Source organism: Corynebacterium suicordis DSM 45110 (assembly GCF_015351405.1).
In the GTDB taxonomy this organism is placed as follows: domain Bacteria; phylum Actinomycetota; class Actinomycetes; order Mycobacteriales; family Mycobacteriaceae; genus Corynebacterium; species Corynebacterium suicordis.
In genome coordinates, this window is the sequence record NZ_JADKMY010000004.1 from 14951 (window position 1) to 41771 (window position 26821).

General features: G+C 56.9%; 27 protein-coding genes. 19 read left to right on the forward strand and 8 right to left on the reverse strand.

Translation table 11 applies throughout. The annotated features are described in order from the left end of the window. Window positions 1-28: 28 nt before the first annotated feature. From IRY30_RS09880 to IRY30_RS09940, 13 genes are all read left to right on the forward strand, one after another. Window positions 29-337: a hypothetical protein gene (locus IRY30_RS09880; protein WP_194557284.1), complete on the forward strand. Its 309-nt coding sequence runs from the start codon at window positions 29-31 to the stop codon at window positions 335-337. Between the two features lie 4 nt (window positions 338-341). Continuing rightward, on the forward strand, window positions 342-614 hold the full coding sequence (locus IRY30_RS09885; protein ID WP_194557285.1) for a hypothetical protein: 273 nt from the start codon (window positions 342-344) through the stop codon (window positions 612-614). A gap of 186 nt (window positions 615-800) precedes the next feature. Then, a complete protein-coding gene (locus IRY30_RS09890; RefSeq protein WP_194557286.1) occupies window positions 801-1274 on the forward strand; it encodes a hypothetical protein in 474 nt (157 codons plus the stop codon). Then, window positions 1274-2083 (forward strand): hypothetical protein, encoded by an 810-nt coding sequence (locus IRY30_RS09895; protein WP_194557287.1) that lies wholly within the window; start codon window positions 1274-1276, stop codon window positions 2081-2083. The genes IRY30_RS09890 and IRY30_RS09895 overlap by 1 nt, the downstream gene beginning before the upstream one ends. Next, window positions 2062-3960, forward strand: coding sequence for a hypothetical protein (locus IRY30_RS10395; protein WP_194557288.1), 1899 nt, complete (start codon window positions 2062-2064; stop codon window positions 3958-3960). Before IRY30_RS09895 ends, IRY30_RS10395 begins: the two co-directional genes overlap by 22 nt. Window positions 3961-4097: 137 nt before the next feature. After that, window positions 4098-5621, forward strand: a complete 1524-nt coding sequence (locus IRY30_RS09905) for an SCO6880 family protein (RefSeq protein WP_194557289.1) — start codon at window positions 4098-4100, stop codon at window positions 5619-5621. 14 nt (window positions 5622-5635) lie between these two features. Beyond that, window positions 5636-7597 (forward strand): hypothetical protein, encoded by a 1962-nt coding sequence (locus IRY30_RS09910; RefSeq protein ID WP_194557290.1) that lies wholly within the window; start codon window positions 5636-5638, stop codon window positions 7595-7597. Window positions 7598-7600: 3 nt separating this feature from the next. Beyond that, entirely contained in the window at window positions 7601-9259 is a 1659-nt protein-coding gene (locus IRY30_RS10445) for a peptidoglycan DD-metalloendopeptidase family protein (RefSeq protein ID WP_194557291.1), read from the forward strand. Window positions 9260-9274: 15 nt separating this feature from the next. Next, window positions 9275-9847 (forward strand): hypothetical protein, encoded by a 573-nt coding sequence (locus IRY30_RS09920; protein ID WP_194557292.1) that lies wholly within the window; start codon window positions 9275-9277, stop codon window positions 9845-9847. Between the two features lie 40 nt (window positions 9848-9887). Next, a complete protein-coding gene (locus tag IRY30_RS09925; RefSeq protein ID WP_194557293.1) occupies window positions 9888-10595 on the forward strand; it encodes a hypothetical protein in 708 nt (235 codons plus the stop codon). 4 nt (window positions 10596-10599) lie between these two features. Next, entirely contained in the window at window positions 10600-12396 is a 1797-nt protein-coding gene (locus IRY30_RS09930; protein WP_194557294.1) for a type IV secretory system conjugative DNA transfer family protein, read from the forward strand. Between the two features lie 13 nt (window positions 12397-12409). Beyond that, on the forward strand, window positions 12410-12955 hold the full coding sequence (locus tag IRY30_RS09935) for a DUF4913 domain-containing protein (protein WP_194557295.1): 546 nt from the start codon (window positions 12410-12412) through the stop codon (window positions 12953-12955). A gap of 3 nt (window positions 12956-12958) precedes the next feature. Next, window positions 12959-13858 (forward strand): hypothetical protein, encoded by a 900-nt coding sequence (locus IRY30_RS09940; protein WP_194557296.1) that lies wholly within the window; start codon window positions 12959-12961, stop codon window positions 13856-13858. A 974-nt stretch (window positions 13859-14832) separates the two neighbouring features. Here IRY30_RS09940 and mobF read toward each other — a convergent pair. Continuing rightward, a complete protein-coding gene (gene mobF, locus IRY30_RS09945; RefSeq protein WP_194557297.1) occupies window positions 14833-19623 on the reverse strand; it encodes a MobF family relaxase in 4791 nt (1596 codons plus the stop codon). Between the two features lie 341 nt (window positions 19624-19964). Between mobF and IRY30_RS09950 the strand changes: the two genes are divergently transcribed. Both IRY30_RS09950 and IRY30_RS09955 read left to right on the forward strand, forming a co-directional pair. Next, window positions 19965-20342: a hypothetical protein gene (locus tag IRY30_RS09950; RefSeq protein WP_194557298.1), complete on the forward strand. Its 378-nt coding sequence runs from the start codon at window positions 19965-19967 to the stop codon at window positions 20340-20342. A gap of 12 nt (window positions 20343-20354) precedes the next feature. Beyond that, on the forward strand, window positions 20355-20855 hold the full coding sequence (locus IRY30_RS09955; protein ID WP_194557299.1) for a hypothetical protein: 501 nt from the start codon (window positions 20355-20357) through the stop codon (window positions 20853-20855). Window positions 20856-20921: 66 nt separating this feature from the next. Here IRY30_RS09955 and IRY30_RS09960 read toward each other — a convergent pair whose 3' ends face one another. Genes IRY30_RS09960 through IRY30_RS09970 form a run of 3 tightly spaced genes read right to left on the reverse strand, consistent with a single transcriptional unit; the run spans window position 20922 to window position 22091 of the window. Then, entirely contained in the window at window positions 20922-21137 is a 216-nt protein-coding gene (locus IRY30_RS09960; RefSeq protein WP_194557300.1) for a hypothetical protein, read from the reverse strand. Window positions 21138-21174: 37 nt separating this feature from the next. Then, a complete protein-coding gene (locus IRY30_RS09965) occupies window positions 21175-21510 on the reverse strand; it encodes a hypothetical protein (RefSeq protein ID WP_194557301.1) in 336 nt (111 codons plus the stop codon). A 2-nt stretch (window positions 21511-21512) separates the two neighbouring features. Continuing rightward, window positions 21513-22091 carry a recombinase family protein gene (locus IRY30_RS09970; protein WP_194557302.1) on the reverse strand — a complete coding sequence of 193 codons (579 nt, stop codon included), beginning with the start codon at window positions 22089-22091 and terminating at the stop codon, window positions 21513-21515. Window positions 22092-22322: 231 nt separating this feature from the next. Between IRY30_RS09970 and IRY30_RS09975 the strand changes: the two genes are divergently transcribed. The 4 genes from IRY30_RS09975 to IRY30_RS09990 all read left to right on the forward strand — a co-directional run bounded on the left by IRY30_RS09975 (window position 22323) and on the right by IRY30_RS09990 (window position 24307). Then, a complete protein-coding gene (locus IRY30_RS09975) occupies window positions 22323-22856 on the forward strand; it encodes a hypothetical protein (RefSeq protein ID WP_194557303.1) in 534 nt (177 codons plus the stop codon). Window positions 22857-22957: 101 nt separating this feature from the next. After that, window positions 22958-23215, forward strand: a complete 258-nt coding sequence (locus IRY30_RS09980; protein ID WP_194557304.1) for a hypothetical protein — start codon at window positions 22958-22960, stop codon at window positions 23213-23215. 7 nt (window positions 23216-23222) lie between these two features. After that, window positions 23223-24041, forward strand: a complete 819-nt coding sequence (locus IRY30_RS09985; protein WP_194557305.1) for a Fic/DOC family protein — start codon at window positions 23223-23225, stop codon at window positions 24039-24041. A 29-nt stretch (window positions 24042-24070) separates the two neighbouring features. Further along, the gene (locus IRY30_RS09990; protein WP_194557306.1) at window positions 24071-24307 is read left to right on the forward strand and encodes a helix-turn-helix domain-containing protein; all 237 of its coding nucleotides are present in this window, start codon (window positions 24071-24073) and stop codon (window positions 24305-24307) included. On the opposite strand, the gene IRY30_RS09995 is transcribed toward IRY30_RS09990, so the two are convergent. From IRY30_RS09995 to IRY30_RS10010, 4 genes are all read right to left on the reverse strand, one after another. Continuing rightward, a complete protein-coding gene (locus IRY30_RS09995; protein ID WP_194557307.1) occupies window positions 24279-24779 on the reverse strand; it encodes a hypothetical protein in 501 nt (166 codons plus the stop codon). The genes IRY30_RS09990 and IRY30_RS09995 overlap by 29 nt on opposite strands. Next, on the reverse strand, window positions 24772-25359 hold the full coding sequence (locus tag IRY30_RS10000; protein ID WP_194557308.1) for a DnaB-like helicase N-terminal domain-containing protein: 588 nt from the start codon (window positions 25357-25359) through the stop codon (window positions 24772-24774). The genes IRY30_RS09995 and IRY30_RS10000 overlap by 8 nt, the downstream gene beginning before the upstream one ends. A 30-nt stretch (window positions 25360-25389) precedes the next feature. Continuing rightward, entirely contained in the window at window positions 25390-25668 is a 279-nt protein-coding gene (locus tag IRY30_RS10490) for a glutaredoxin domain-containing protein (RefSeq protein ID WP_410374642.1), read from the reverse strand. A gap of 239 nt (window positions 25669-25907) precedes the next feature. Continuing rightward, window positions 25908-26195, reverse strand: a complete 288-nt coding sequence (locus tag IRY30_RS10010) for a hypothetical protein (RefSeq protein WP_194557309.1) — start codon at window positions 26193-26195, stop codon at window positions 25908-25910. Between the last annotated feature and the right edge of the window lie 626 nt (window positions 26196-26821).

Here is a 26821-nt window from a genome sequence, read left to right on the forward strand (position 1 = left end):
TTCTTGATCTGAAAAGGAAGCAGTAACCATGTTCAACACAATTTCTACTCACGGCCAGGCTCTCGGTGCTCGTGTAAGCATCTTGGCTCAAGAAATCGACGTGAACCCCACACCTCCTCCTGGCGGCGACCGTTTCCTGGAACTGCTCAACATCATCAGCTGGCTGGCCATGGTCGGCGGCGTTGCCGCCATCATCGTGGCTGGCGGCATGTTCGGCTGGGAAAAATACATGAGCCACGGTGAAGCGCAAGCTCCAAAGAAAGTCATTGCTGCCATCGTCGGCGGCGTGATCATTTCTATTGCCGGAACGTTGATGCAGTTCGCTATCGGCGGCTGATCCTATGACAAACGCCTTGATGATCATGGCCGCCAACTATAAGACCCCGCCTGCGGAAGTAACCGGCAATGTCTCGACATACCTTGGCTGGTTCCTTTGGCTCCTGATGGTCATTGCCGTGGGGCGTTTGATGTGGATCGGCGGCAAGCTCGGCTGGCACCGCTGGCAGGGCACACCTGACGAAAGCGAGCCCATGGTGCAGATCATTTCTCTGATCGTCGGCGGAATCCTGGCTGGCACAGCAGGGGCCTGGGCCGTGTTTATGGTCGGCGGTTAAAAAACAATGACTAAGGAGAATCACGTGGGTACTCGGACGTATCACCGCCACGTCACAGCAAGTGCATGCCTAGTGGCAAGCGCGCTGCTATTGACGTCATGCGGAAACGGGGATGAGGCAACCGGGACACAAGGCCCGGATCTGTCGGCTCCGCCACAGAAGCTGTCCTGGAGCAAGGTAAAGGGCGTGAGCCTGCCCGTCTCATCTGTGCATGGCCCACGTGATGTCGGTACGTACAGCAACGCTTCCGGCTGGGAACATTCCCCGCAGGGTGCAGCGCTGGCAGCAGTTAACGGCTCAATTCGGCCAATATTGGCTGACGATAAGCACTGGGAAGACGCTGCTTCGGCAGCGTTTGCACCTACTGCGGGACGTGACGTGTTCACCCAGGCTCGCATATCAATCGTGAGCAAGGACGTTGATAAAACGTTGCTGCCCACGGCATTTAATGGGTACAAGTTCAGCGACTATTCCGACGAGCACGCGGCAGTGACGGTGTTCACGTCGTACACCGATGGTTCGAAGGCCTCGAATGAGTATCAGATGGATTTCACCGGCGGGGATTGGAAAATCCACTTACCGGATGACGGTAATGCTGGCGGGTCGGTCAAAGCTGTTGAAAATTTCCCTGACGACATGGTGCCATTGGAGGCCAAGTGATGAATAAGACAATGCGTCGAATTGGCGGTGTGTTTCTGTCCGCGGTGTTCGCGGGCGGTGCGCTCGCTGCGTGCGGTAGTGATGATGAAGAAAACGCAGGGTCGGAACAGGTAGCCGCTGCCGAGGATGATCGCTCGGTGGAAGAGCGGTTCGAGTGGCAGGCGCGTGCAGCTGACCCAAACGGCATCCTCATATTCCAACCAAAGGCGAGCGAGTCGAAGGGTCAGATCCTTTCGACGGAAACCCGTTCATATGAACCAGGTTCGGAAGAAGCGAAGAACTCTAAACCTGAAGGCGTTGTTTTCCAGATGGTCGACTTCACAGGCGCAGCCCCTATTCCGTTTTCGGAGTCAGACGGGCCAACCGGATTTGATGGAATGGTTCCAACTGGTTACACGCAATCTGCGGCCGGAGCGGCTTTGGCAGCGGAGGCATACACAGGTGCCGCGTTATCTTCCGTCTATCCAGAGTTTCTGGAAAAAGTCTCTGTCGGGACTACTGATGAGATGCGGAATGAAGCAAAGAAAAATGCGGACTTCGTTGCACAAAGTAAGGACATACAGACAGCGCATAAAGCTGGCCACTACCCAGCTTCTGAGGGCGCAAAGGTTGAAATGATTCGACCAGACTACGCGCGTGTTTCTGTCTATTCTCGAGGCACTAAAGAGGATGGCACACCGGGTTTTATTTCAACGTCTCGCGATCTCGTTTGGGTGGGCGGATTGTGGAAAATGAGCTTCGATTCCCAACCGTCCGTGGCGGAAACGGATGAGTTTCCAAAGGAGGGATGGTCATGGATTCAAGAATAAAGTTGATAGCGGTGCGTATTTTTTTGACCATTGCTTCTGCGCTTATGGTTATCGCTTTGGCTGCTCCTGCGAATGCCCAGGATGCAGCCCCTGAGGCCCAACAACCTCCTGCTGCCACCGAAGAGGGGAAGGCTGATGCCGGAGACTCTGAACCGTCAGGAGGGAAGACGGGTATTCCCCTAGCGGATGCTGCGCAGTGTCTGGCGAAGGGAGAGATTTCGCTTAGTTGCGGTGCAAATGTCGTGAACTCAATTGTTCCTGGTGGAGCAATTTCTGCGCCTGTGCGCGACGCGGTAGGAGACAAAGTTTCTGAAAAGGCCTCCGATCTTGTGGAGGGACAGTTCGGCAAGATTGTTGCCTCGATCGGTGAATCTGCCTTGAAGATGGTGCAGTGGATGCTGGGTCTGTTCATCACTACCCCGAGCTCGATGGTGTTGAGCCTGGGAGATGGTACCGCGGGTGATAAGGATCAGGGTCTAATCGGTGAGCTAAATGGCTATCTGGGCTATTTGCAGTTGATTGTTGCAGTGATGTCGATCCTGGCGATCGCTGCTCGGTTCATGATGAGCAAGGGCAGAGAATTTAGTGACCATGCTGAGGATGCTGGCATGACGCTGGGACGCAGTCTTTTTGCGGTCACGGTGTGGGCGGCGTTGATCATTGGCGTCACGCGGGTGATTGATGGATTGTCGAAGTGGATCTTTGAGGAGACATCGAAACAAGCATCAGAGTCAGTGAAGGGGCTGTTGCAGGATAGCTTTTCTGATGGTTGGACGATGAAGGAAGCATTTGCTTCTGCCGCAACGTTGTCTAGTGGCGGAACGATGGGCATTGTCTTGATTTTCGGCATTCTCGTGATTATCACCTCGGCGATTCAAATGCTGTTGCTTTTCGTGCGCCAGGGGTTGTTGATCTTCATGACGTTGTTTGCCCCGATGGTGGCCGCCGGTGGCGGGTTGCCGATGGGCAAGGAGATGTGGGAAAAGCTCAAGAGCATGACGATCGCGCTGCTGTTATACAAGCTGGTCGCAGCGATCTTATATGCGATTCCTTTCTTGGCGATTAAGGAAATCAAGGAGGACGACACGTTATCCGTGATCGTTGCTCTGCTGCTGTTCATGTTGCCTGTCTTTGCGATGCCGATGCTGCTGAGTTTGCTCAGTCCTCCAGGTACCGGGTCGTTGGCTGGCCCTTCAGGTATGAAGATCGCTGGCGGTGCGATGGGTCTTGCCGCAGGTGGTGCAATGATGGCCGCGTCCGGTGGCACGTCTCGTGCTTTAGCGGGCTCTCAGCCTGCGGGCCCTGCGGGTCAGTCGACGGGTAAGGGTTCCCCTGCTGTTGGTGGGTTTGGTGGCTCCGGCGGCGGTGGAGGCGGCGGTGGAGGAGCTGGATTTGGTGGTGGCGGTGAGTCTGGCCCAAGTCCGAAATCTGGTGGCGGTGGGACTGGTTCTCCCGAATCGTCTCCTAGCGCAGCTGTGGCAGGCGGAGCTCCTTCAGCGCGTTCTGCTGAGGCAGATTCCTCAGCTGGAGTGAGTGTGCCTGGTGGTAGTAGCGGTGACAGCGGGGGAGATCCCGGTGGAGCTATCGATGCTGGGTCTCCTCCTCCACCTTCTGGCGGCGGTGAAATCGCCGGGGCTGCCGGTGGTGCAGCCGCAGGAGGAGCGGGGTCTGGCGGTGGCTCCAAGAGCACTGAATCCAGCAAGCCTGTGGCCGCTGGTAGCTCGTCTCCACGAGCTGCTGGAGGTGCATCAAGTGCCAGCACGGGTGGGGCGCATCGTCGCCGTACCCCTGCATCGGCAGTGATCGGTGGCGGGTCTGCTCCGATTTTGAAGCTGAAGGCAATGACACCACAGCCACCATCAGGCGTTTTGCGTTAAGCCGCGCTGTGAATATCGGGGTCTAGTGAACAGTGAAGCCGCCAGTTAACCCTGGCGGTTTCTTCATGAAATATGTAACCCCCCTTACATGTATGATGGCAGACATGTAAGTCAGGGTTACATAGGTAGAGAGAGTCATGGCAGAGAAAAAGCATTTGAGAATGTACGGCGGATGGACAACTCCGCGCTCGGAAGGACTTTTTGGTCTGACCACACCGGTGACGATCGCATGTTTCGTGTTGGTCATTGTCGTGCTGATTCTCGGTTTCACGGCGGGTTGGCTTGTTGCTGGCCCGATCGCATTAGCAGGAATTATCGGCGGCGTGTTTTTGGTGCTCAAGCCCCAGGGACGCCCAGTAAGTGAATGGATTGGTCTGAGGATGGAATTTAACCGAGCAAAGAAGAAGGGGCTGTCGAAGTATCTGTCCGGCCCGTTTTCCCGTGTTCCTGGTGGCCGTTACGCACTGCCCGGTGTGCTGGGTCGCCTGGAGGTCACAGAGCACCGCACCAGTGGTAATCAGCCGTTTGCGATGCTGCATGATCCGCAGCGCAGTGAGTACACAGTGGTCTTCGGCATTTGGCCACAAGGTGACCAGCTCGTGGACTCTGACGTAATGGATTCCTGGGTGGATCAGTGGGGCGCATTCTTGTCCAACTTAGGCGCGGAAGGTGACGTTGTCGCCGCTACCGCTGTGGTCGAGACGTTCCCGTCGACGGGCATGAAAGTTCGTCAGGAAGTCCGTTCGATCACGAAGTCGGATGCTCCAGTGTTTACCCAGCAGGTGATGGTTGAGGCAGCAGAGATGCACTCAGCCCAGCGCATTGATCTTGAGGCTCGCTTGTCAATCACATTTAAGGCAACAACCACGGAAAAGCGTCGTGACAAGACCATTCAGGCAAAGGATCTGGGTATTCGTATGCCACTGTTGCAGTCACAGATCGAAGCAGCAGGTCAGAATACCCGCCCGCTCGGTGTCGATGATCTGGTGACCGTGGCTAAGCGGGCTTACAGCTCCTCACTGCACCCTGAGATTGAAGCCCTGTCAGCAACTGGCCGTGGCCATGAGATTGAGTGGGCCGATGCAGGCCCCTCACAAGCTGAACAGACCCCGAACTACTACAAGCATGACGGGTCAGTCTCCTCGACCTGGGAGATGGTTGTTCCCCCTCGCGGTTACGTCCCTCACCGCGTGCTACGTGGGTTGCTGATGAAGGATGGCGATATTTCGACCAAGCGCGTTGCCGTGTGTTACCGACCTCATACAGCCGCTGAAGCAGCAAAGATTGTGGACTCCGATGCGACAAATAAGCGCGAGCGCACCAAGCAGGAACGGCAACGACGAGGTTTTGCCAAGGCACGTTCGGAGCAGGATGAAGCATCCGCTGAACAGGCTCGCCAGGCAGAAGCCCTGGGTCACGGTCTGACGCGCTTTGGCTTGCTCGTCACCGTCACTGAGCCTGCGCAGGATCTGGATGGATCAGGAAATATGACCGTGGATAAAATGCCCAACGCTGAAGCAGTGCTCAAGAGCTTGTCACAGCGTTCGCGGATTCAATTGCGACGCCGCTACTGCTCCCAGCAGATTAGTTTCGCCGCGGCATTGGGGCTGGGAATCAACATCCCTGAGCACTTGTCCGCAGCAGCGCTGGTGCAGGGTTAGGGGAGGTGGCAACAATGACAAAAGGAGCAAAAGGGTCGAAGACCAAGGCCCCCAAGAAGGGCTATACCGCTGAGGGTGTCTATGCGGAGTGGCGTCTGGAAGAGCTTAAGGAGAAAGCGCAAGGATCTGGCCCGTCAGCAGCCTGGGCCAGGCAGCTGATTATCCGCGACGCTAATCTGCGTCGGATCAAATTCGGAGATGCATCCGGCGACACCACTGATAGCTGGCGTAAATCGCACACCATGACCGCTCGTGGCATGATGGGCGAGCTCGGCGGCCCGGACTTCTCGGTCGGCGCGATGCCTGAATCACGCGGCACTACGGACGTTGTTGCGGGGTTCTACCCGTGGTCGGTCGGTGCTGGGTCACCACCTATTGGCCCGCCGATTGGTTACAACCTGATGACGGGGGAGCCGGTGCAGTTTGATGCCACCGGTTATAAGCTGCGCGGTGGTGGAATCACGGCTCCTATCGTGATGATTATTGCGCTGAACGGTTTCGGAAAATCAACGCTGGGTCGCCGGTTGCAAAGCGGCGCGGTGGCCCAGGGGCGTACCTCACTGGTGCTGGGGGATTGCAAACCTGATTTCCGGGATCAGGTCGAGGCGATGACAGATGCTCAAGGCAATCCGATGGGTCAGGTTATTGAGCTGGGCCATGGGCTGGGCAGCTTGAACCCGTTGGATGTGGGTTTGCTGGGCGTAGCTGGTGACCGTATTTCCGCGTTGGCAAAAACACTGGAGAAAGCTGAGCAACTACGTGACGAGATCTCCCAGCGGGAGATTGATGGTCTATTAATGCCAGCATTTGCTCTGCGGTGGCGTCAGATGGATGCCGATGAGCGATCGGATTGGATTCGTGAGGTCAACACCCGTGCTCGCAAGGTGAAAGAAGAGCTGCGCTCCCGTCAGACAATGATGGTTGCCTCGCTTGTTCAGCTGGTGCGTCGCTCATCGATTAATGAGTTTGAGGAGACGATGATTTCCTCGGCTATTAGCAGGCTGTATGACGTGATCGGTTGTACTCACGATCGCCCACCATTGCTGGAGGATCTATACGAGCTAATTCGGCTACCTAGTTCCGAGATGATGTTGGATGCCGGTATTGATCCCCGTGATGGAGATGATGTGCGCCCCGAGGATCGCTTGCGCGCAGAAGAGGAGTACCGCCAGGACATCAAGCCATTGGTGCGTTCTTTGCGCGCACTGATTCGTGGTGAATTTGGTGAGATTTTCAATGGTCAGACGACCACTCGCTTGGAATTGGATGCCGCGGCCATCGACGTGGATGTCTCCAACATTCCCCACTCTGATGCGTCCCCACTGCGTGGCGCGGTGCTTTTGGCGTGCTGGGGAGAAGGATTCGGCGCGGTGGAAGCTGCCCACCACCTGGCAGATATGGGTTTGGAGCGCAAGCGCACCTTCCAGATCATCATGGATGAGCTCTGGCAGGTGTTGCAGTCACACTCTTCAATGATTTCCAAGGTCAACCAGCTATCCCGTTTGAATCGCCAAACGGCAACGGAACTGGTGATGATTACTCACTCAATGGCTGACCTGACAGCGTTTGATTCCAAGCAGTCACAAAATGAGGCCGATGGCCTCATCGAGCGTTCTCGTGTGAAGTTCTTTGGGCCATTGCCTCAAAAAGAGCTCAACCGGCTCCGTGATGTCGTGGAGTTTTCTGAAACGGCGCAGAACATGCTGGTGAATTGGTCGGCACCACCGGCTGTAGCAGGTGAAGCGGTACGCCCTGGCGAAAAGCCACCACCACCTCCAGGCACAGGAAAATTCGTGATGAAGGTCAATGAGCGCGGCGCGGATATTGCTTTCCAGCTGGTGCGTACCCCGGTTGAAATGTCCAGCGGCGTGCACAACACCGATAAGCGTTACGACGATGCAGCCTTACTCAATTCACTGGATGACGACTCAGATGCATTCCCGGACTTTGAGACTTTCTCGGTAGCGGTGGAGTAGGCGATGAAAAACAGCTCCAGCATGGGGAAAATCGTGGCAGCGCTGATCGCAGTGATCATTTTGCTCGTCACGATTCTGGTGACGTTTTTTGCGGGGGTCGAAGAACCACAGCAATGCCAGGCTCCAGGATCGACTGATGCTGGAGGGGCAACCCCGGTAGTCAATGGCGATTTTGCTGAACCCATCGCTGAGTCAAAAAGCAAGCAAACCTCGGGGTACCGCTCGGATGGCCGACCAGACCACGAAGGCATCGACTTTGCAGGCCCACTAGGTGACAAAATCTATGCCTTTGCAGACGGCGTAGTCGAACAAGCCGGGCCTGCTTCGGGCTTTGGCAACTGGATTGTTATCGGACATGAAATCGATGGCAAGCACTACTCAACTGTCTATGGCCACATGTTTGATGAAGGCCTGAAGGTAAAAACGGGTGACAAGATCACTAAAGGACAGTACATCGCGGATGAGGGCTACAACGGTGGGGTTCAACCACCGGGTGTACAAGGCGCTCACCTGCACTTTGAAGTGTGGGACGGTGGCCGCTTTGCAGGGCACAGCATCGATCCTGGCCCGTGGGTGGAAAAGGCACGTAGCGGGGGCGGTCAGCAGGACAAGAAACCGTCAGACAAGCCTTCTGAATCGGCTTCTCCAGCATTACCCAGTGCGCGACCGTCACAAGGTGGTGAATTGCCAGACTCCGACAAAATCTTGTCTGAGGAACACCTCCAGGTGGACACGATCCGTGTGGCACGTTCTGTAGCCCAGCGTTTCCCTCAAGTGCAGACAATTGGTGGCTGGCGAGAGTACGACGCCTACCCAGATCATCCATCTGGGCGGGCTGCCGACATCATGATCCCTAATTCCGAATCGGCGGAAGGTAAAAAGCTCGGAGATTCGATTAAGGATTACCTGTTCGCCAATAAGGATGCGTTCCACATCGAATATATGATCTGGCGGCAGACTTATATCCCTAGTGATGGCGCGCCAAATCCGATGGGCGATCGAGGATCGCCAACGCAGAACCACTTTGACCACGTGCACGTGACCACTGAAGGTCACGGGATGCCTAAGCCAGGTCAAAAGTACGGGCCTGCGCCAGAAGGCGGAAATGCCACAGTCGGAGCAACCTCAGGGAGCTCGGATTGCCCCACGGGGAGCGCCGATGGAGTTGACGTTGCTTTAGCAGAAGGAAATATTCCACCCGAGTTCATCAAGTGGATTCGCATCGGTGGCAGGGAATGCAAGGGATACAGCGCTCCTTTGTTGGCCGCGCAGCTTCAGCAAGAGTCTGGATTCCAGAAGAATGTCGGCTCTCCAGCAGGCGCGAACGGCCCCGCTCAGTTCATCGATGGAACCTGGAAGACCTGGGGATACAAAGTTGATGACCAAGGCAGAAAAACCGGCGCAGCCGGTGAAGGAAACATCAACTCCGAAGCGGACGCCACGATGGCCATGGCGCGGTTAATGTGCGACAACATCGCCACTGCGGAGCGAAAAAAAGCCTCCGGTGAGTGGAAAGGGGAGACCCTCCAACTCGCACTTGCCGCGTACAACGCTGGCCCCGGAAATGTTGATAATGCCGGTGGCGTCCCACCCTTTGCAGAAACCCAACACTACGTCGAGGTCATCCCGGCCTCAGCGAAAGAATTTGAAGCGAAAGTCTAAAAGGAAAGCACAGCAATGAAACGTTCAACCATCATTATCGCCTCGGTCGTGGCGTTGTTTGTATTGCTCGGCGGCTTGGCATGGGCCGCAGCATCGTTGACCAGTAATGAACCAGAACAGCCTCCAGCTCCTGCATCTGATGCAGACCAGCGGATAGATCCGGCATCAAACGATGTCTTTGTGGCAGCTGAAGGAGTCATGGCTGCGCTGCTGTCGATGCGGCCCGCAGAACAGGAGAGCCCCTACGACCAGTATGCGACCGTGCAGGATCGGCTTTCCGGCCGGTTGTTGCGTGTTGCACAGAATCCTCCCACTGATGATATGAGCAAGAAGACATGGCCCGAGCAGTGGGAAGACTGGGCTCGCTCGGGAGATCGCGTGCAAGGATTTGTCACCCGCGCTCCAGGTACTGAGCCCGCGGCCGAGGATGCAACAACCGCTGAGGTCACGGTCGATATGGAACAAAAAGTCATTCACCCAGATGGTGACATGACTCCGTATCGGTCGAGCGTGGCCACGGTTTCCATGGTCAAGGAGGAGGGGGTGTGGAAGGCAGAAAACTACCAGATCAGACACGTGAACTTCTAACCCCCCACCCCGCATCAACGGAAGAATAAAGGAAAACATCATGGCTTTGAGCAAGGCAGATAAAGACCGCTGGGCAGAGATCGACAAGATGGTCTTTGAGGCCAAAGACGAATTGAAAGCAGCGACAAATCATCGCCAGCTGTTCGACTTTGCCGAAGAAAACGGCCTCGGGAACAAGAACGACTTCGGAAAGTTCAAAGCATCACTGCGCAAGATCAGCGTTGACTACAACGCGCTTCGTGAAGAGACGAAGGAACGACGCGACGCAGAACTGCTTGAACAGGCACAAGAAATGGAAATGAACGCGGAAGGCTTGCCGTTCATCCAGCTCGAGTCCGCAGCAATGGAAAAAGATGATGAAGCCAGCTTCGCCATCACCGATGTCGAAGGCACGGCCCTGTGGTTCGGGCGATTCAGTTCCAAGTTCGAGCGCATCCGCAAGGAAGGCGACTTGGTCTCTGCGGAACAATCTGCCGCAGACAAAGCCGTCTACGCGGCCGCGACAGCGCGCAAAGCACTGGGCATCGACAATATCGCCCTGTGGCTGACGACATCATGCCCAGACTTGGATGAAGACAGCTTGCGCGTGGCTGGTGCCCGCCAGGGCGTGGCACTGAGCATCACCGTTGACCAAGACGCGGATAAGGCACTGTTTATGGCTCAGATGGGTGGCTTCCGCAACCTGCGCGACGTGCCCGAGGCTGAGCTGGCGGCACTGGTTGAATCCGAGTCCGACGAGGAAGGCTAAGCCCATGTCAACAAGTGTGAGAAATCGCAGTGATCACGGAGGGATGCCCTACTGGGCAGGCCCGTATGTCCTTGGCGGAGTACTCGTCGTGTTGTGGCTGATCTTTTGGGCAGGCCAAGCTATCAGCGGGCCGGGAGTTTCCGTGAACCCACTGGTGCACCTGATGGGCATGATCAAGCCTTCGAAGGCCCAGCACTACAGTGTGCTCGGAGCCATCATCAGCGTGGTTATTCTCGCGCTGATCTTTGGCGTCATCATGTGGCTGGTACGAAAGTCCCGCGATCGTACCTCCCGCGGCGGATCGGTACGCCACGCGACAAAGTCACTGGCCAGCCGTGCCCAGATCGAGAAGATGGGCCGGAAGTCCGTTGAACAGTCTCAGCAACACCTGAAGATGGATCTCCCTGACTGGGCAGGCCCTGGCCTGCTGGTGGGACGAGAGCTGTCGACCGGCAAAGAAGTCTGGCTGGACTACGAAACCCTGATGCTGGACACCTGGCCCGCCCGCTACGGTAAAACCACCGGGCGCGTGTTCCCGATGATGCTCGATGCCCCAGGCGCAGTCGTGGCGACCTCGAACAAACCCGATCTGATCGGTGACACCATCGCCTTGCGCGAAGCCGTCGGCACCTGCTGGGTGGGAGATCCACAACGGATCTACACCGGCGGCAATGCCCGGCCATCATTCTGGGTTGATCCCCTGGACTACATTCGGCGTCGCCCCGCTGATGAGTGGGACTCGGCGGCAGGCGATCTAGCGCGGCTGTTCGCCGATGATGCAGGCGTGTCCGTAGGCTCTGGTGGCGATGATGCGATGTGGCGCAATAGCGGTGCTGAACTGCTGGCCTGCATGTTGCTGGCCGCAGCGGTGGAAGATCGCCCTATTACGGACGTGCTGGACTGGGCTAACGATGAATCCGACCGCTCCATCGTGGACATTCTCAAGCGCCACGACTGGCCGAGCATGGCGATGCTGGCTAACGGCAGCTACAACCTCGTTGATCGCACCCGCTCGGGTGTGTTCTTCTCTATGAAGTCCATGGTCACCCCACTGGCCACCAAGGTGTTCCAGAACTGGGTAACTGATCCGCAATCCGACGAGGTGCCAAAGTTCAGCCCCGATGAGTTCGTTGCGGCCCATGACCGGGGAGAATGCCCGACGCTGTACCTACTCTCGGATAAGCGGCGTGCGGGCTCTGCCTCACTACTGGTGATCCTGTTGACTGTCTGGGTCACCGAAGCAGCGGAATACTCCGCATTCCGCCAAGGTGGCCGCTTGAAGACTCCGCTTGTGATGCCGCTGGATGAGATTGCCAACACCGTGACCTGGCAGGGTATGCCCGATGCCTACTCACACTTTGGCTCCAAGGGAATCATCATCGCCTCGATCCTCCAGTCCTATGGCCAGGCCAAAGAAATTTGGGGAGAAAACAAGGCAGGTGTGCTCCGCGACAACGCTGCGCTGATGATCGGCGGCGGTATCAAAGACTCTGCCTACCTCAAGGAGATCGAAACGCTCATTGGTGAGTACGAGTCCCGGAAGGTCAGCCACAGCTCTGAGTCCGATTCGTATAAGACCTCCGCGTCGGTCTCTCATGACGATAAATCGATCCTGACCGCTGCTGAGCTGCGCGATATGGACCCGCACATGATGCTGGTTATCGCGCCAAAGCGCCGCCCGGTGCTGGTTGAGACGATCCCATTCTGGGAGCGCACGTTCCGCCCGGAAATTGAAGCTCAACGCAAGCTCATTGAACAGGCCAAGCACGATGCTGCTGCTCTTGCAGCAGCCGAGCAATAGAAGGAGTCCAGTGATGGCAACGTTGATCCAAAAAGCAATCGAAAAGACGATGGGGAATCTTTTCCAACAAAAGATTCAAGAACCCACATTCACGTCGTCAAAGACAGCATTTGCACATTTCAACAGCGATGGTGATGAACTAACTCACCGCCTCGAGCGACTATCAGATAAGCACGCTCGTGCAGCGATGGCTCGTGAGCTGGAGTTGCCAGTGCAGACACGTTTTAGTGATGTCTTTGAGTTCGTTGACCGGGTCGTCGTGGATCTGTACGGCACCCAGACAAGCAACGAGTGGCGTTGGTGTGAGCAGTACTACCGGCACAAGCCCGCCCTACGGCGATTAACCCTGATGTGGGTGACGTGGGAAAACATGCGCGCCGAGATGCCCGCCACCGGCGAGGAAGTCTGGATGCGCACTATTGGCGATTATCACATGAACATGCTGATGGGCAGCCGTGGGCCTTTTACTCGATGCACCACCAAACACAACCCGGATTCAGCACTGGCTGTTGTTCCCCTCACCCAGAATCTGGCCGAGCCAGACGAAGACAAGGAGTAAATCATGGATCCTCTACAGCAGCTTGATCAAGAATTAGAACAAGCCTTTGCCTCTGTGCATCGTTCCGGCGCACAGACGATGCGAGACTTGCGCACTCGCACGGCCATGGGGCGGGGCACTCGTGCCAACCCAGCAAGGTCAGCCGCTCGACGAACAAAAGTTCCTGGCCGTCGCCAGTTGCGCCGCATGACACCAGGGCAACTTTCGGGATACATGGTCTCGGTGAACACTCGAGGCATGGCGGGAGAGAAGATAAGTACTGAAGCTCGCCGGATCTCCGCCGAGCTTGGCCGTCGGGAAATGAACAAAACCCAAGGACAGTGGAACACCATGGGAAACACCTGGCCGCAAGAAGCAGGCTTCCGCCAACCTGTAGACACCCCTGAACGTAGACCAGTGGCACCTGCCCAGACCGCCGATGTCGCAGCAGCCCGCGAAGAAGCAATCGCCGCGCAAGACGCCGCGATTAACGCGCAAACAGAGGCACACGAGGCTCGCCAGGAAGCTGAATCAGCAAATGCGCGAGCAAGACAATCCACCCAAGTTGATACGTCACCCCTGGATGCGGCATTTACTGCGGTCGCGGCAGTAGGAACTGTCACTGCCGTTGATGAAGTAGTGGATGCCGTTGATGGACGGGCAAGTGAGCTCGGAGTATCCCCCATTGCGGACTCGGAGAGTGACGCCAGTGCAGATCTCGTCAATGACCTGGTCGAAGATGGCGCTGACCAGGAGTTGATCGATGCGGCGGATTTTGGACAGAGTGCGGTGGCAGGTGGTGATGTCGCTGAAGCACTAGGGGCAGAATCCTCAACCCAGGACAAGACAATGGAGCTGGGAACTGACACCAGCAACGAGATGCCCAGCGTGACCCCATCGCCAGGTCAAGGAGCTGAGATTTAATCGGGCATCCTCGTCAGTGAAAGAGGCTGGTGATCAGACGTGTAAAAGCGCCGATCGCCAGCCAAAAAAGGAACCGGCCCTAAGGTGTAAAACCTTAGCGCCGGTGTCCTGTCAGTGCGGGTATTGTCCCGCTTTATGATTGAAATCCTAACCCACATCCGAAAGAAAGGCAAATGCTAGTGCCCAGGTTGACCTACGCGGCCGCGAGACAAATCGAACAGGCCATCCCCATAACTCGATTTCAGACTTACAAGCAGGCTACGAATGGAACGGTCGCTGCCGCGCAGCTCTACTTGTGGAACATTCAGGCTGCGAGTGCGGTGACGGAGCTGACCGGATTAGTGGAAGTGCTGCTCCGCGATACGATCGACACACATTTGCGCAGCTGGAATATAAGCAGCGGCGGAGGAGACGATTGGATCGTCAACCCGAAACCAACTGCCTTGAGTCACGTAGTTCGCCCTGATGTGCCGCCAAATTGGAGGCCCAGGTGGCAGGGGGAACTGTACTTCCGGTGGTGGGAGAAGAATGCTTTGCAGAACCACGATGTTCCGCGTCCGAATGCTAGATCGAGACGGAGAATACCAGCGACGCATGATGATCTCGTGGCTAGCCTGAATTTTGGATCGTGGACTAGCATTCTGCCTAGCCCGGATGCGGAAGACGGCAATAATCGCCTCACAATTTGGGATAGCGCATTATCACCGGGGTTCGGTGGAGTGCGTCGTGAAGCGGTGTATCGCTATGCGCACGAGTTGCGGTGGATGAGAAACCGGGCAGCACACCTTCGTCCCCTGCTCAATACTGACGATCTCAGGATGACGCATCGCTACGCAGTCCGTCTTCTACATGCCATGGACGCTGACTTCGCGCAGATCATCGCAGGCCAAGCGGTTCTCCCCACAATTATTAAAGCTAAGCCCTAAGTATCGATCTGCTGCTAGGAGACCAAGTAGGGCCAATGGGTCGGAAGACTATAGATCGAATCCGCGATCGTGGCCCCGATCGATGTCGGTATCCTGCGCCGAAGATTGGTCAAACAGATCCATGAAAGATGTCTCGGTGGCATCTTCCTCCTCGTCGAGCTGTTCCCGGCGCAGCTCCAGTTCGGCGCGAAGCTCCGTATCCTGGCCGTCCTCTGATGGTGGTAAACAGATCGGCTCGGCATCGTCATCAAGATAGAACGCTGACGAATCAAGCCAGTTCGATAGCCGCTCCACAGGAGTCTCACCCACACCGAACTCTGTATTGGTGGCCATCTCCACAGCCACCAGAGCAGTGCCGTCAAGATCCAAACCACGAGTAACATAGCCAGCGGCCTGGGCGATGATCTGCTGCTGGTCAGCAGGGGTCAACTCTGCACTGCGATCGATGATCTGATCCATCCACGCGGTGGTGTACTGCGTGGCCAACTCGGCCGCGATCGCCTCGATAGAGCGTGCTGCGGGTTGGGCAGCTGGTGGGGTGATGAGCCCAGCGTCGACGCCACGTCCTGCCACCCACTCATGCAGCTGGTCATCCTGACCAGCCCAGCGTGGAGGCAGCTGCGGCACAGCCGCATGGTCGACAACGAGCGCATCGATCCGGCGAGCCAGCGTAGCTGGCACATTGGAGACGGTCTCAATATCGCCAGTAAGCTCCAGCCAGTGCTCACGGAAATCCACACCAGATAGTGCCGCCAGTGTGGCGGAGGTGGATACTCGGCCCATTCCAGCATCATCGATGTGAGAAGCCACAGGTAGAGCCTCCAGGCGTGTGGCCAGCTCATGGGTGGCAAACTGACCGGCCAGGTGCAGGGCCCCCTCGCGGTAGTCCTCCTCGGCGATGCCGCGCAATTCGTCCACATCTGGGGTGGGGGAGTAGTCCACCAGATCAGCCAGATCGGAACCACCCAGGTCAACATCGACCAGAGACAGGTTGCCGTCCACGGTCACGTCCTGGGCCGAGAGGCCGTGGATGCCCGTTGCCTGCATATTGGTGTGAACAATCGTGGCACCATCAAAGGTGGCCTGTCCGAGATCTCCTCGGGTGAATCGCACGCGCTGCATCTGTGCAGTGCTGAAATCAGATCCCGTGAGATCACAGTTGCGGAAGACCGTCTCAGTCGAGTGGGCCTCGGTGCCCAGTCGTGCGCCGGTGGCAGAGATGCCCCCGTGGCAGTCGATGAACCGCACACCGGAAAGCGTGGCCCCGTCCAGAGCCATCCCGTCGATCTGGCAATTGATGAGCGTGACGCCAGTCAGCGTCCGTCCTCGGAGGTCAACGCCACGTAGATCAGCGTCTACGAGCGTATAACCGTCACCAACACCCGTGGAGTGCTCACTCAGGCGCTCTAACGCGCTGTCAGCGAATATACGCAGGTCAGAGTCCTGCCCATTCCAGTGTGGAGCCAGCAGAGAACGGTTTGGACGTGCAGGATCGTCCCGATCCGGGAGTGCTGCCTTCAGGCGATAGGCAATCAGCCCCGCGGCATCCTTCTCAGTGCCGTCGGCCGCGGCCACGGCATCAGCAATCACAGCCTCGTGGTCAGTGCGTGTGGCGACCAGATCGCCAGCGATCGCTGCCAGCCGTTCGCGTGCATCATCATCGATCGATGCAGCGACAATGCCAGGCAGGTAGGACAGGTGGTGATCAATACGGTGGCCACCGTATTCACGGGCAAGGATCGCGGCCGCGTGGCCATAGAGCTGCTCGGTGCGTTCCAGGGAGAACTCGTCGGCTGCCGCGCGATCGCGGATCGTGTGTGCCGCCACAGGGGAATCATCGCGGACCAGGATCGACTCGAGCACTGCCCGGCCTTCATCGGCCGGGGTGTCACCAGCCATATGCTGATGCTGATCTTCGGCATCCACGGCAGTTTCCACGCGGCCATCGGTGACGGGGTAGAAGTGATTCTCTTCCTTGCCACGAGTCACGGCCACATAAGCCAGCTGACGAGAAACCGACTTGTCGACAATGCCGCGGGTGATCTCCACGGTGGCTCCCTGAGAGCGGTGCACGGTACAGCCGTAACCCAGCTGCATGTGTGCTTGGACGTACCACTGCGGAATGTGAACCGACTCGCCGAGCTTGCCCTTGGCGTCCATTCGTCGGGTCAGTGCGGAGCCGTCGGGTAGCACGAGATCCAGGCGCAGCAGCTCGGAGTTGTCGATCTCGACAGGTCGTCCATCAGTGGTGGGCAGCTTGGCGTTACGCCGAGCAAGCAGGGTGTCGCCCACACCGGCGGTAGCCTCCTTCAGGGCGATCGTTGGGCCGTCAAGATCAACGTCGCCTGCGGCGACGCGAGCCTTTTGGATCAAGGAGTTAATCGTTCCGACGTCACGATTCGTCGGGGCGATAATCAGTGAGTGCTTGCCTTGGGCACGGTCGCCCAAGTGATCGCGCACTGCCTGGTTGATGACATTGGCACGCCCACCGGAATGCACCCAGCCACGCTCGTAGAACAGATCAAGGGCTTCGGTCTTGCCTTGGCGCAACGCCAGGGTGTTCTCTGCTTGCTCGGTGTCGGCACCCATACGCACAACCGTGTCGAGTTCGACCGCGTTGGTCGTTTCGCACAGTCGAGAGAAGATGCCGCCACGTCCCACGGGGCCGAGCTGTTGAGGGTCACCGACCATGCGGATGACAGCGCCCGTTGCGTTAGCGATCTCGGTCAGTGCTGCGAGATCTGCGGTCGTGGCCATGCCTGCCTCATCGACAAGCAGCATGTCGCCAGGGTTCAAAGACACCGGAAGGTTCGACACATCGCCAGGCTCTACTCCGTCGTACTTTCCCTGCCACGGGTAGACCAGGCTGGCCAGCGTCATGCCGGGAGCATCGATCTCAGAGCCCAGCGTGCGTGCGGCCGACTTCTGGGCCGACAAGGCCACAACCTTATGTCCTTGCTGACGCCACACATCAGCAAGGATGGCCATGGACGTGGTTTTACCGGAGCCTGCGGGGCCGACAGCCACCGCTGTTTGCGTGCCCGTTGCCGCAAGGTGGCGAACCATTGCGGCCTGGCCCGCATTTAACGCAAAGTCGTTGGTGGCGTCGTAGCGGGCAATGGCCTCGGCTATCGCCGACTCAGGCACGGTGAAGCCCACTGGAGTGCGTGCCGATTGATCAACAACTGCTTCTTCCCGCATGACCTCGGGGGAGGTGTAGCGCTGGAAGTCCGTCGTGCGGTCGATGGGAAGGTCACCGGCCTGCAACAGCTTGTCTGGCAGTTGCCAAGTGACCGCAGGCGTAAGGCTGATCGCGTGATCCTTGGCCTGTTTGAGCACCTGTGCGTGCAGATCCATTAGCTTCTCGCCAGCAGCAGGACGGTAGCCGCGTAAGGTCTGGCTCACCGCTGAGTCCAGGTGCCGGTCGGTGAAGTTGGTACGACGAGAGCCCGCAAGCTCCACGGCTTCAGCTGCGATGGTAGCCAGGATGATCCCGCGCTCTTGTGTGCCGTATCCAGGCACTTGCAGACGGGTATCCGAAACCTGCTCGGACTTCCACAACGTGGACTCTGAACTACGGTTCGTCGCGTCACTCATCAAGGTATCCAGTGCCTGTTGGCCACCGGCAACCTCAGCGAACTCAGCGCGCCACCGGCCCCGAAGATCGGCCAATGACGAGGCCTCTCCCTTACCCTCGCGGGTAGATAGCGTGGCCTGCTGAGAGAGCTTGTACATCAGCGCGCTCGATGGGCTCCGCCCATGGCGTGTGACGTAGTCATCCACCAGTGCCTGGGTTGCCTCGGTAATGGATTGACGTCGCTTTGATCCAGCCAAGGAAAGACTGTCGGGTACACCGTCGATCTCGTAGACGGGGATCTTTCCCTCGCCCATGCCTCGGGGTGTGAACTGAACGCCCAAAGTCTCGGTGAGCTTGTCCATCAAGGCGAGGTTGTATCGACTTCCCGCTGTGACTGCATTGCGCAGCAGGCTACGGGAATCTATTGACTTCCACCGATCTGCCGCTGGATCAAAGACTTTGTTCGACACCGCTACGTGGGTGTGTAGGTCGGGATCACCCGCGCGGGTTTCAAAGTGATCAAACTGCGCGGCAATCATGCCGGAAGTCTTGGTCAGCTTTCCCACACCACTGGTGCTGTCTCGGGTGTAGAGCGCATTATCTTCGACCCAATGTAGGGTCTCGTTCACCGCGTCATGGTGTGCCTGCTCAATAGCCTCGCGTACTTCATTGCTTCCTAATGCCCACAGCATTGACACGCTCTTGACTGGGCTGAACGTTAAGTCAAAACCGCTTGTTGCCTGCCGAACTGAGTTCTGCTTCTCTCGCGCCCAGGCCACGACATCTTTGGGACATGCATTGCTCTCCCCAGTCTCAACACGGTAATCGTCGCTCACGGTCGCTACGACTAGATCACTGCGTTCCTGAGTGGTCAGACGGCGACCAAGTTCCTCACGCTTAGTCTTCTCTGCGCGGTGGATCTTCTTCAAAGACTCATCACCATCAGAGTAAAGCGGGAATGCGCGCCCCAGCTGAACCTCCGACAGGGTCGCTCCGTCTTGCAGGAGTGCATCGGCGTCCGGGTGCAGGCCTTCTCCGTAGAGCGTGGCCATCTGCTCCTCGGTGACAACCCCACCTTCTTCAACGCTGCACTCACCGAGCGAGACGATCCCTGAACCGAACCACCGTCCGGGGGGAGTTCCGCGCGACTCGTAGTAGTCAAACAGATCTGTTTTGACACTGGTCTCCTCGTCCGCAGTCGCCACAGAGTTCATCAAGTAGGCGTAACCCTCGCCTGCGTGAAGAACGTGTGCGGACATCATGGCTCTCATAGTAACGCCACCAACGCGCCCGCGTATAACCCAGCGCGAAACGCGCAGATCAGACACCCTTCCCCAAAAGTCAGATTTATCTGCCAATGGTGTGAGGAACTTTTTTGGCTCAATTTCTGTTGAGTTGAACAGGTGAACTTGGCATTGTCTTTCAGGCGAACTCACGATGTGAGGTTGCCGCATTTCTCTTCTTCGAGTTGGTGGGTGGGACGAATGGAGTTCGTCGTATCCACCAACTCGACTGGACGTCTCGCCAGATACTGGCGATGCGTCCAGCTCTTTGGCGTCAGGACACGTCGTGTCCGATCAGCGATCTGCGGTAAGGTGTTGGCATGGCAACACGAAACCAGCGGCAGGAAGCGCAAAAGCGCGCACGGAAAAAGCAAGAAGAAGATCGCAAGAGGCTCGAACAAGAACTACGACTCAAGCGCAAGGCAACTGAAGATGCCTGGGTGGCGATCATGGATGTCGATCGCGTCAAGTACGCCGCGGGCCAAGCGCTCGGCGTGCTCCTGGAGTTCGGTCAGTCCCGTGAGGATCTGATGGAAGAGTTCGAGCTGTCCCGCGCGGATCTCAACACCTTCCTCAAAGCAGAACCTGTTGATGATGATCAGGACGACGAGTCTGCCGACAGCGACGGGTCGAGTGTTAGCGATGACGAGGAATCTTCTGATGCTGATCATTCCTCTGAGCAGTCCAACAATTACTAAGCAGGATTGTCGGTGACATCTTCCAAGCGCGCGTTGCCGGATGCTCCACCCTCACAGACGGTGGAGTCATTTTGGAACAAGGTGGTGAAAGATCCAGGCGATGGACACTGGATCTTTACTGGCGCGATCAGTAGCCCTGATGGCTACGGACGGGTGAGTTTTCGTCAGGTTGGAAAAAGCGTGGCTATCTCTGCTCATCGGTTCGCGCTATGGATCAGTGGCTGTGACATCACCGACTCTGAGATGGTGGCAGAGCATCGTTGCAATGAACCATTGTGTGTGCGCGTCGACGATCAGCATCTGATTCCGTCAACTCGTGCGGAGAATATTCGCTATGCTTCTCTGACTCGTCGGCTGCGTGGCCCCAAAGGTGGCGCTGATGCCGGGTGGAGGACGAGGTATCAACGCTCGATCGATGTGCGTGCCGCTGTGCGTGATGGATGGAATGAGGAAGACTACTTGGGGGCTGCTCGGCCAGTGAGTAATCCGTTGGATGAACCGACATTGTTTTAGTAGATTTGAGGGCATAAGAAAGACGGCCACCCGCACAAGTTTGTGCGGGTGGCCGTCTTTCGAGTGTTAGCGGTAATAGGTTCCGTCACTAAAGTTGTACTGTCCTCGTCGGACTTGTTTTGATCCCACGTTGGCCACGCTTGCAAAGATGAAGAAGATCATCAGCGGGAAGAACAGGAACGTGAGCAATCCGCACATGACGCTGTTGGTTCTTGTTCCCCACCAGATGGCAGCGATGGTGACGACGAGGTTGTAGATCCAGAGTCCGATGATGATTTCCATGGTGGTTTCTCCTATGTGGTGCCGTGTGTTGTGGTGATCAGTATCCGCGGTTGCGCCAGTAATCGTCGGGGCGCTCAACTGCACCTGTCGGCCGGTCACGGTTGTCTCTGTGTGCTGCGGCTAGTGCACGGAGGGCTCTGAAGGTTCTGAGCCAGATGAGTCCAGCAACAATCGTGATACCGATCCCGAGGATTTGCAGTATCCCGTCCTGGGTGGTGGCAATGAGACCTCCAAGCACCACGATCATGCAATACGCCACCATTGTTCGTTGCAGACTTTCCTGCGCTGTCCCTTTGTTGCGTAGCGCAAGATCAGCGATCGCAATGCCGAGGATGGCAACGAATGCCAGGCTGAGAGTGAGGAGTGTGATCATGCTCATGAACCTTCTGTGTTGTGTTGGTTGCTGCGATGAATCGTTCGATAGATAGTGGCTCGGTTGACGTCGAACATGTCTGCGATCTGTTGGACAGTATGTTTCCTGCCGACGTAGAGATCCTTAACTAATGATCTCTGCGCGGGGCTGAGTTTCGGCTTCCGACCACCTTTGCGTCCGCGGGCTCGCGCTGCTTCCAGGCCAGCTTGAGTGCGCTCGACAATCAAATCGTGTTCAAATTCCGCCAGCGCGGAGAACAAGTGGAAGATCAATCGACCGCCAGCGGTCGTGGTATCGATGTTCTCCTGCAAGGACTGAAACTCGATCTTGCGCGTGTTGAGCTCTTCGACTTGTTCGATGAGATGTTTGATCGATCGGCCCAGCCGATCGAGCCTCCAGACAACGAGAGTGTCGCCCTCGCGGGCGTAGTCGAGCAGGCGGGTCAGCTCTGGCCTCTCGGCAAGCACACCGGATTTGGTGTCAGTGAAGATTCTCGTGCAGCCGTGCTTGTCCAGGGCGTCGATCTGAAGTGAGGCGTCTTGATCTTTGGTGGAGACGCGCGCATAGCCCAGTAGTGCCATGGCCACTCCCCTCTGATTGTTGCGTAACCCGTTGATTCGGGTTCAAAGTAAGCATACATTCTGCAACACGATTATGCGACACTTTGGCCTGCGGTTCGGGTCGCGCCCTGCATGGTCTGCAAAGTGTCGCACAACTGGTCGTTTGTGCGGTACCTGGAAAGTAGGACGATCATCTATTCTGGCGCTACTGATATAGGCATCATGTCTTTCACATACTTTTAGGAGTGTCGCGTGCCTTTTCTGCCCAACCCATCTCAGCGTAATTTTGAAATCCAGTGCCCACGGCTCGAGATTGTTGACTGGTTCGCCGTCATCCTTGCAGGTTTTCCTCCAGGAATTTTCTTTCTGACCGGTATCATGGAATATGAATCCATCTCTTCGTCACATGTAGGCAAATGGGTAATTGGTCTCGTGGCAGTGATCCCTTTGCTGGTTCTCATGTTTGTTTTCGTTTTGGCGCGACGACACGGAATTCCTCGAGATGTGAATTTGAAACTAGTAGAAGCCGGAGCGGGGGGCGTCCTCGCCTTCGTCTTGTTCGGTATATCTAGCTTGGACCCGGTTGCTACTGACGCAGTTTTTCAATGTAAGGCGTTGGCAACGAATGTCGCGGCCGTTGACATCTCTACATGTACTGAAGCCAAACCACCGTTGCACCCAATCGCAGCCATCGGAATCAGTCTCGTTGTTGTCGCTTCATTGTTGAAGTACGTCACCGCGGGCTGGGAAATGGTGCTATCGAAATATTCGGATAAAAAGCGTTAAAACGCAGGCCAAACCCTATTTTCTAGCTTGTTTCAGGGAGGGTTTTCCGGTAGAATAAGGGTAGAGAAACAAGCCGTTAAAGATGAATTGAGGAACCGATTATGACTGTTGTTGACTACAGCACTTTGCGTGGTGTTGAGGGCTACAAAGCTGCGTTCCCTAACGCATTGCGCGGCCTAGAAGGAAAGCGTCTACGCGCCGTCGTGGAGGGCGTGCACAGTGGTGTTCTCGAGGGCTGGCGACCTACTGAGGAGAACGTCGCTGAGATCGCCCAGTCGCGTGAGAGCGGCCAGATGACGTCTGAGGAAGCACAGGCGATCTGCGATCGAGTGCGTGCTCGCCGCGCGCGCAGCAAGTAGATCCCCCGTGGCAGGAAATGCCGCGTGGGATCGTTTTTTCTATCCCGGTACAGATGTTCTTCAGAACAAGTTCAACGAGCGTGATGAAGATGCTCTCGCTGAGATTGAATACGAGATCACCGGTAAAATTTACAGCCGTTTTATCACCGGGGACATCCCGATTGAAGGTGACACGGCGCAAGAAAAGCTCCAATTCATCCATGGATCACTTCTAGGGAATATCTACGACTGGGCTGGGCAATTCCGCGATGTGAACATGAGCAAAGGTGGCCACTCATTTGGTGACGAGGCCAGCATGGGAATGTATATGCGCCAGCTCCAGGGAAAGATCAACCGCACTCCCTGGAATGATCTGGATCATTCAGCAACGGTGGATCAGCTCGCGGCCATTCACACCGATCTGAACTTTGCCCACCCGTTCCGAGAGGGAAACGGGCGGGCATCTCGCGTGTTCATGGCCGATCTGGCCGCTGAGCATGGCGTGGAATTAGACTTCTCCCGCGTCGGTGATGAGCAGTGGAACCAGGCCTCAGCCGATACATTTCTCGATCCTTACGGGCTCCAACTCACAGCTGAACCACTCAAAGAGATCTATAGAGAGATTGCATCCCCGCAGGAGGAAGCCGACTCACTGGATCACCAACCTGAAGCTGATGGGCTGGATGTCGAACTCAGCGCAGCGATGCAATTCGGTGATGATGCTTACAGCGCCGAATCCGTTGGTGATGCTTTGGGCTCTCAGGGAGAGCCCGTCAGCATGGATGACTACGGCGTTAACAGTGCCCTGGATTATGGGAGCTCGAACGATCAGGGGCTTGACCGGTAAGGTTGCCTGCATGAAGGTGATGGACGCACATGAGCGATGAGGATCTATACCGCGAGCTAGAGGCGATGGCCACCCGTGGTGCCCGTCTCGAAGCTGAGCAAACGCAGTTTGCTCGTGCGCGTCACCAGTTGGTGATCAAGTCCGTGGCTGCGGGTATGCCCAAGCGCGAGGTGGCGCGCCGGATCGGCCTGTCTCGAGACTCTATTTATCGCATCCTAGAGAGCGCATCGGCAGTTTCTACGCCTGGCGAGGACGGATCGGAATAAGGATCTGCCCGTCGTCGTCCTGGTGCTCATCGCGGTCAGGATCTACCTCATATCCTGCGGATTTCAGCATTCTTTGATAGCCCGTGGCTTTCTTCTTCCCTCCGGCCGTATCGGGATGGATCTCGGCCACCAATATGCGTGCTCCATTGAGTTGTCGGTGCAGCTCGACCTTGGGAGGCAAGCGCTTGGATTCAATGCGCGCCCAGTCCACTATCGGTGCGTAAACCGCCTTTTTTCCACAATCAATCTCTCGAAGAGATTCTGGGTTGTTGTAGACATCTCCGGTCAGCCAGTCTTTGCCGTTGTTGATCTCCCCGGCAAGTTGATTGGCGTAGTGATGGATCGCTGCTTCAACGAACGCTGATTGGGTGATCTCGGCGATTGTGGCGGCAAGTCCTTGTCGTGCGGCGGTCATGCGGGCCACTGCCACGGTGTCGAGCGTGAGCTGTACTTTGGTTCCCTGTTTACTCATCAGTGCTCTCCTCTTCGTTGTGTGCGGGCTGGTGGACGGCGGTGAGCAGCCCGCAGCGACGCTTCCATGCTGCGCGTTGGGCGGTTCCTTGTTCGACCATCAGGGAGAACAGATCGCCTTCAGGCGCTTCACGGGCCACCTGTGTCAGATAGGTGGCCATGCTGTCGAAATTGCGGCGATAAGACTCGGCGAGCACCTGGTCTGCATAATGCACTACCTGGCTTGGCAGTGCTCCTAGCCCTGCAATTGCCACGAGCAGTGGGGTGTAGATGTCAGAGGGAAGTTTCATCGCATTGGCGGCCATGCGTCCAGCGAGGGCGGCGGGGGTGATCAGCCCGCCTTCACTCATCTGGGCGCGCATTAGCTTGAAGATTTCGCCGTGTGCTGGCTTGCGGAAATCCTCGGCGTGCAGGTAGCTCAAGACGGTGGCCACATCCCCCGTGGGGGCAGAGTCGACCCACATGAGGCCGCAGAGCAGCAAGGCTTCCGGGTCAAGGCGTGCCTCGTAGCGCGCTGCGTACTCCTGAGACTCATCGACTTGGTCGGATGAATGGAGAATGTGTGCGGGCTCGGCGGTCATGGCGATCCTTCTGTTGGGGAGGGTCAGTGGTTAAGCAGTGAGTCGGTCAGGTCGGAATCCTGCAAACGTCTCCCCTGTTGGAGAAACGACAACGGGTAGTTGCTGAAGTCCCTGTGCTCGGAACTCTTCCAGCCGTTCTTCAACGTCTCGCACCTCGAACTGGAGGTGCTTCTTTTCCAAGACACGGACGGTGGTTTTGCAGGCTTGACATCCAGGGCGGGAGTAGACGATGAACACGGTGGTGATCCTCTCTGTGGCGTTAAGTCCAGTATATACCAAATAGGCATGTAATACAATGCTAAACGGCACATTTGGTAAAAGGTTATTGCCCTTGTGAGCTGGGTATATAGGTACGTTTTTGGGGTATTGGGGTGTCCCCGATCATTGCCGATACAACCTTTTATTGCGCAGTCTTTCCGAGGAGTTTCCATCGTGGATGAGTCGATCCCCCTTTTCCCTCATCCCTGCCCAAGAAGGCAACGAGGCAGGGCGTGTTAGCCCTGCCTCTAGGTCGTCGTCCAGGCCGTGGCCATGGAGTGGTTAGCGATTTAGATCTCGGTGGTGACCGCACATGCCGTGATAAATACGTTGGGGTTGAAGAATGCCGTGTTTCCGATCGTTCTCATTTGTGTGCCATCGAGCTCTTTCCAAATGTCCTCGGCAGCCTGATGCGAAATGGTCTGCTCTCCGATCATGGGGCGTGCCTCACGCCTGATGTCTGCGACGGCGTGGCGGATGTCGATGACTGCAAATTCCATCGTGTAACCAAGAGTGGTCTGCATCCAGTTCTCGAACTCTTTGATGTCTTGCTCTTGTTGCGTAGTGGCGGTTGCCATGGTGTCCTCCTTGGACTTGGTTGTGAATCGGTGACCCGTCTGCCACCTGCCTTACCTCCTCGTTTTTCGCCCGAGAAGGCACGAAGTGCCGATTAGTGAGCGACGCGAAGTGCCAGTCCTGGAACCGGAGAAAGGAGAACAAGTTTTCCCACGAAATAAGCCCCACCACAGGTGGGGCGCGTGGGACAAAGTTTTCGGGATGAATCCGGCGAACCGCAGGTGAGCAGGACTTGCGCGTAGCGGCGCGAACGTACAATTGCCGAAGGCTTCTCGGGTCGAAAAACGAGAAAACACACCCCGTACACGGGGTGTGCACCAGTATCAGCACGCGGCGGAACGCCGCGGGATGATTCCTTCTCGAGCCCGCTTTGAGAGCCCGGCCCCCGGCCGGGCTGCGGGCGCACAACACAGCGAGTGCGTCAGCACTCACCCTAAATACCGCAAGCGGTAGAACAGTATCGCGGTACATACCGCGATGCCTTTGCCACCGGCGAGGGATCTCGCCGAACAGTTCGAGCAGGCTGGTGGGGTTGGGGGCTGCAAGCACAGTGCGACTCATGCACTGGTGCGCCGCAGAACACACACCCCACCGGCCTTCCTTCCTCCTGGTTGGTGTGGCTGGCCCC

Bases quoted from the DNA above. Each gene is read 5' to 3' on its own strand.
- IRY30_RS09880 (WP_194557284.1), top strand. From the start codon at position 29: ATGTTCAACACAATTTCTACTCACGGCCAGGCTCTCGGTGCTCGTGTA.
- IRY30_RS09885 (WP_194557285.1), top strand. From the start codon at position 342: ATGACAAACGCCTTGATGATCATGGCCGCCAACTATAAGACCCCGCCT.
- IRY30_RS09895 (WP_194557287.1), top strand. From the start codon at position 1,274: ATGAATAAGACAATGCGTCGAATTGGCGGTGTGTTTCTGTCCGCGGTG.
- IRY30_RS10395 (WP_194557288.1), top strand. From the start codon at position 2,062: ATGGTCATGGATTCAAGAATAAAGTTGATAGCGGTGCGTATTTTTTTG.
- IRY30_RS09905 (WP_194557289.1), top strand. From the start codon at position 4,098: ATGGCAGAGAAAAAGCATTTGAGAATGTACGGCGGATGGACAACTCCG.
- IRY30_RS09910 (WP_194557290.1), top strand. From the start codon at position 5,636: ATGACAAAAGGAGCAAAAGGGTCGAAGACCAAGGCCCCCAAGAAGGGC.
- IRY30_RS10445 (WP_194557291.1), top strand. From the start codon at position 7,601: ATGAAAAACAGCTCCAGCATGGGGAAAATCGTGGCAGCGCTGATCGCA.
- IRY30_RS09920 (WP_194557292.1), top strand. From the start codon at position 9,275: ATGAAACGTTCAACCATCATTATCGCCTCGGTCGTGGCGTTGTTTGTA.
- IRY30_RS09925 (WP_194557293.1), top strand. From the start codon at position 9,888: ATGGCTTTGAGCAAGGCAGATAAAGACCGCTGGGCAGAGATCGACAAG.
- IRY30_RS09930 (WP_194557294.1), top strand. From the start codon at position 10,600: ATGTCAACAAGTGTGAGAAATCGCAGTGATCACGGAGGGATGCCCTAC.
- IRY30_RS09935 (WP_194557295.1), top strand. From the start codon at position 12,410: ATGGCAACGTTGATCCAAAAAGCAATCGAAAAGACGATGGGGAATCTT.
- IRY30_RS09940 (WP_194557296.1), top strand. From the start codon at position 12,959: ATGGATCCTCTACAGCAGCTTGATCAAGAATTAGAACAAGCCTTTGCC.
- mobF (WP_194557297.1), bottom strand. From the start codon at position 19,623: ATGATGTCCGCACACGTTCTTCACGCAGGCGAGGGTTACGCCTACTTG.
- IRY30_RS09950 (WP_194557298.1), top strand. From the start codon at position 19,965: ATGGCAACACGAAACCAGCGGCAGGAAGCGCAAAAGCGCGCACGGAAA.
- IRY30_RS09960 (WP_194557300.1), bottom strand. From the start codon at position 21,137: ATGGAAATCATCATCGGACTCTGGATCTACAACCTCGTCGTCACCATC.
- IRY30_RS09965 (WP_194557301.1), bottom strand. From the start codon at position 21,510: ATGATCACACTCCTCACTCTCAGCCTGGCATTCGTTGCCATCCTCGGC.
- IRY30_RS09970 (WP_194557302.1), bottom strand. From the start codon at position 22,091: ATGGCACTACTGGGCTATGCGCGCGTCTCCACCAAAGATCAAGACGCC.
- IRY30_RS09980 (WP_194557304.1), top strand. From the start codon at position 22,958: ATGACTGTTGTTGACTACAGCACTTTGCGTGGTGTTGAGGGCTACAAA.
- IRY30_RS09990 (WP_194557306.1), top strand. From the start codon at position 24,071: ATGAGCGATGAGGATCTATACCGCGAGCTAGAGGCGATGGCCACCCGT.
- IRY30_RS09995 (WP_194557307.1), bottom strand. From the start codon at position 24,779: ATGAGTAAACAGGGAACCAAAGTACAGCTCACGCTCGACACCGTGGCA.
- IRY30_RS10000 (WP_194557308.1), bottom strand. From the start codon at position 25,359: ATGACCGCCGAGCCCGCACACATTCTCCATTCATCCGACCAAGTCGAT.
- IRY30_RS10010 (WP_194557309.1), bottom strand. From the start codon at position 26,195: ATGGCAACCGCCACTACGCAACAAGAGCAAGACATCAAAGAGTTCGAG.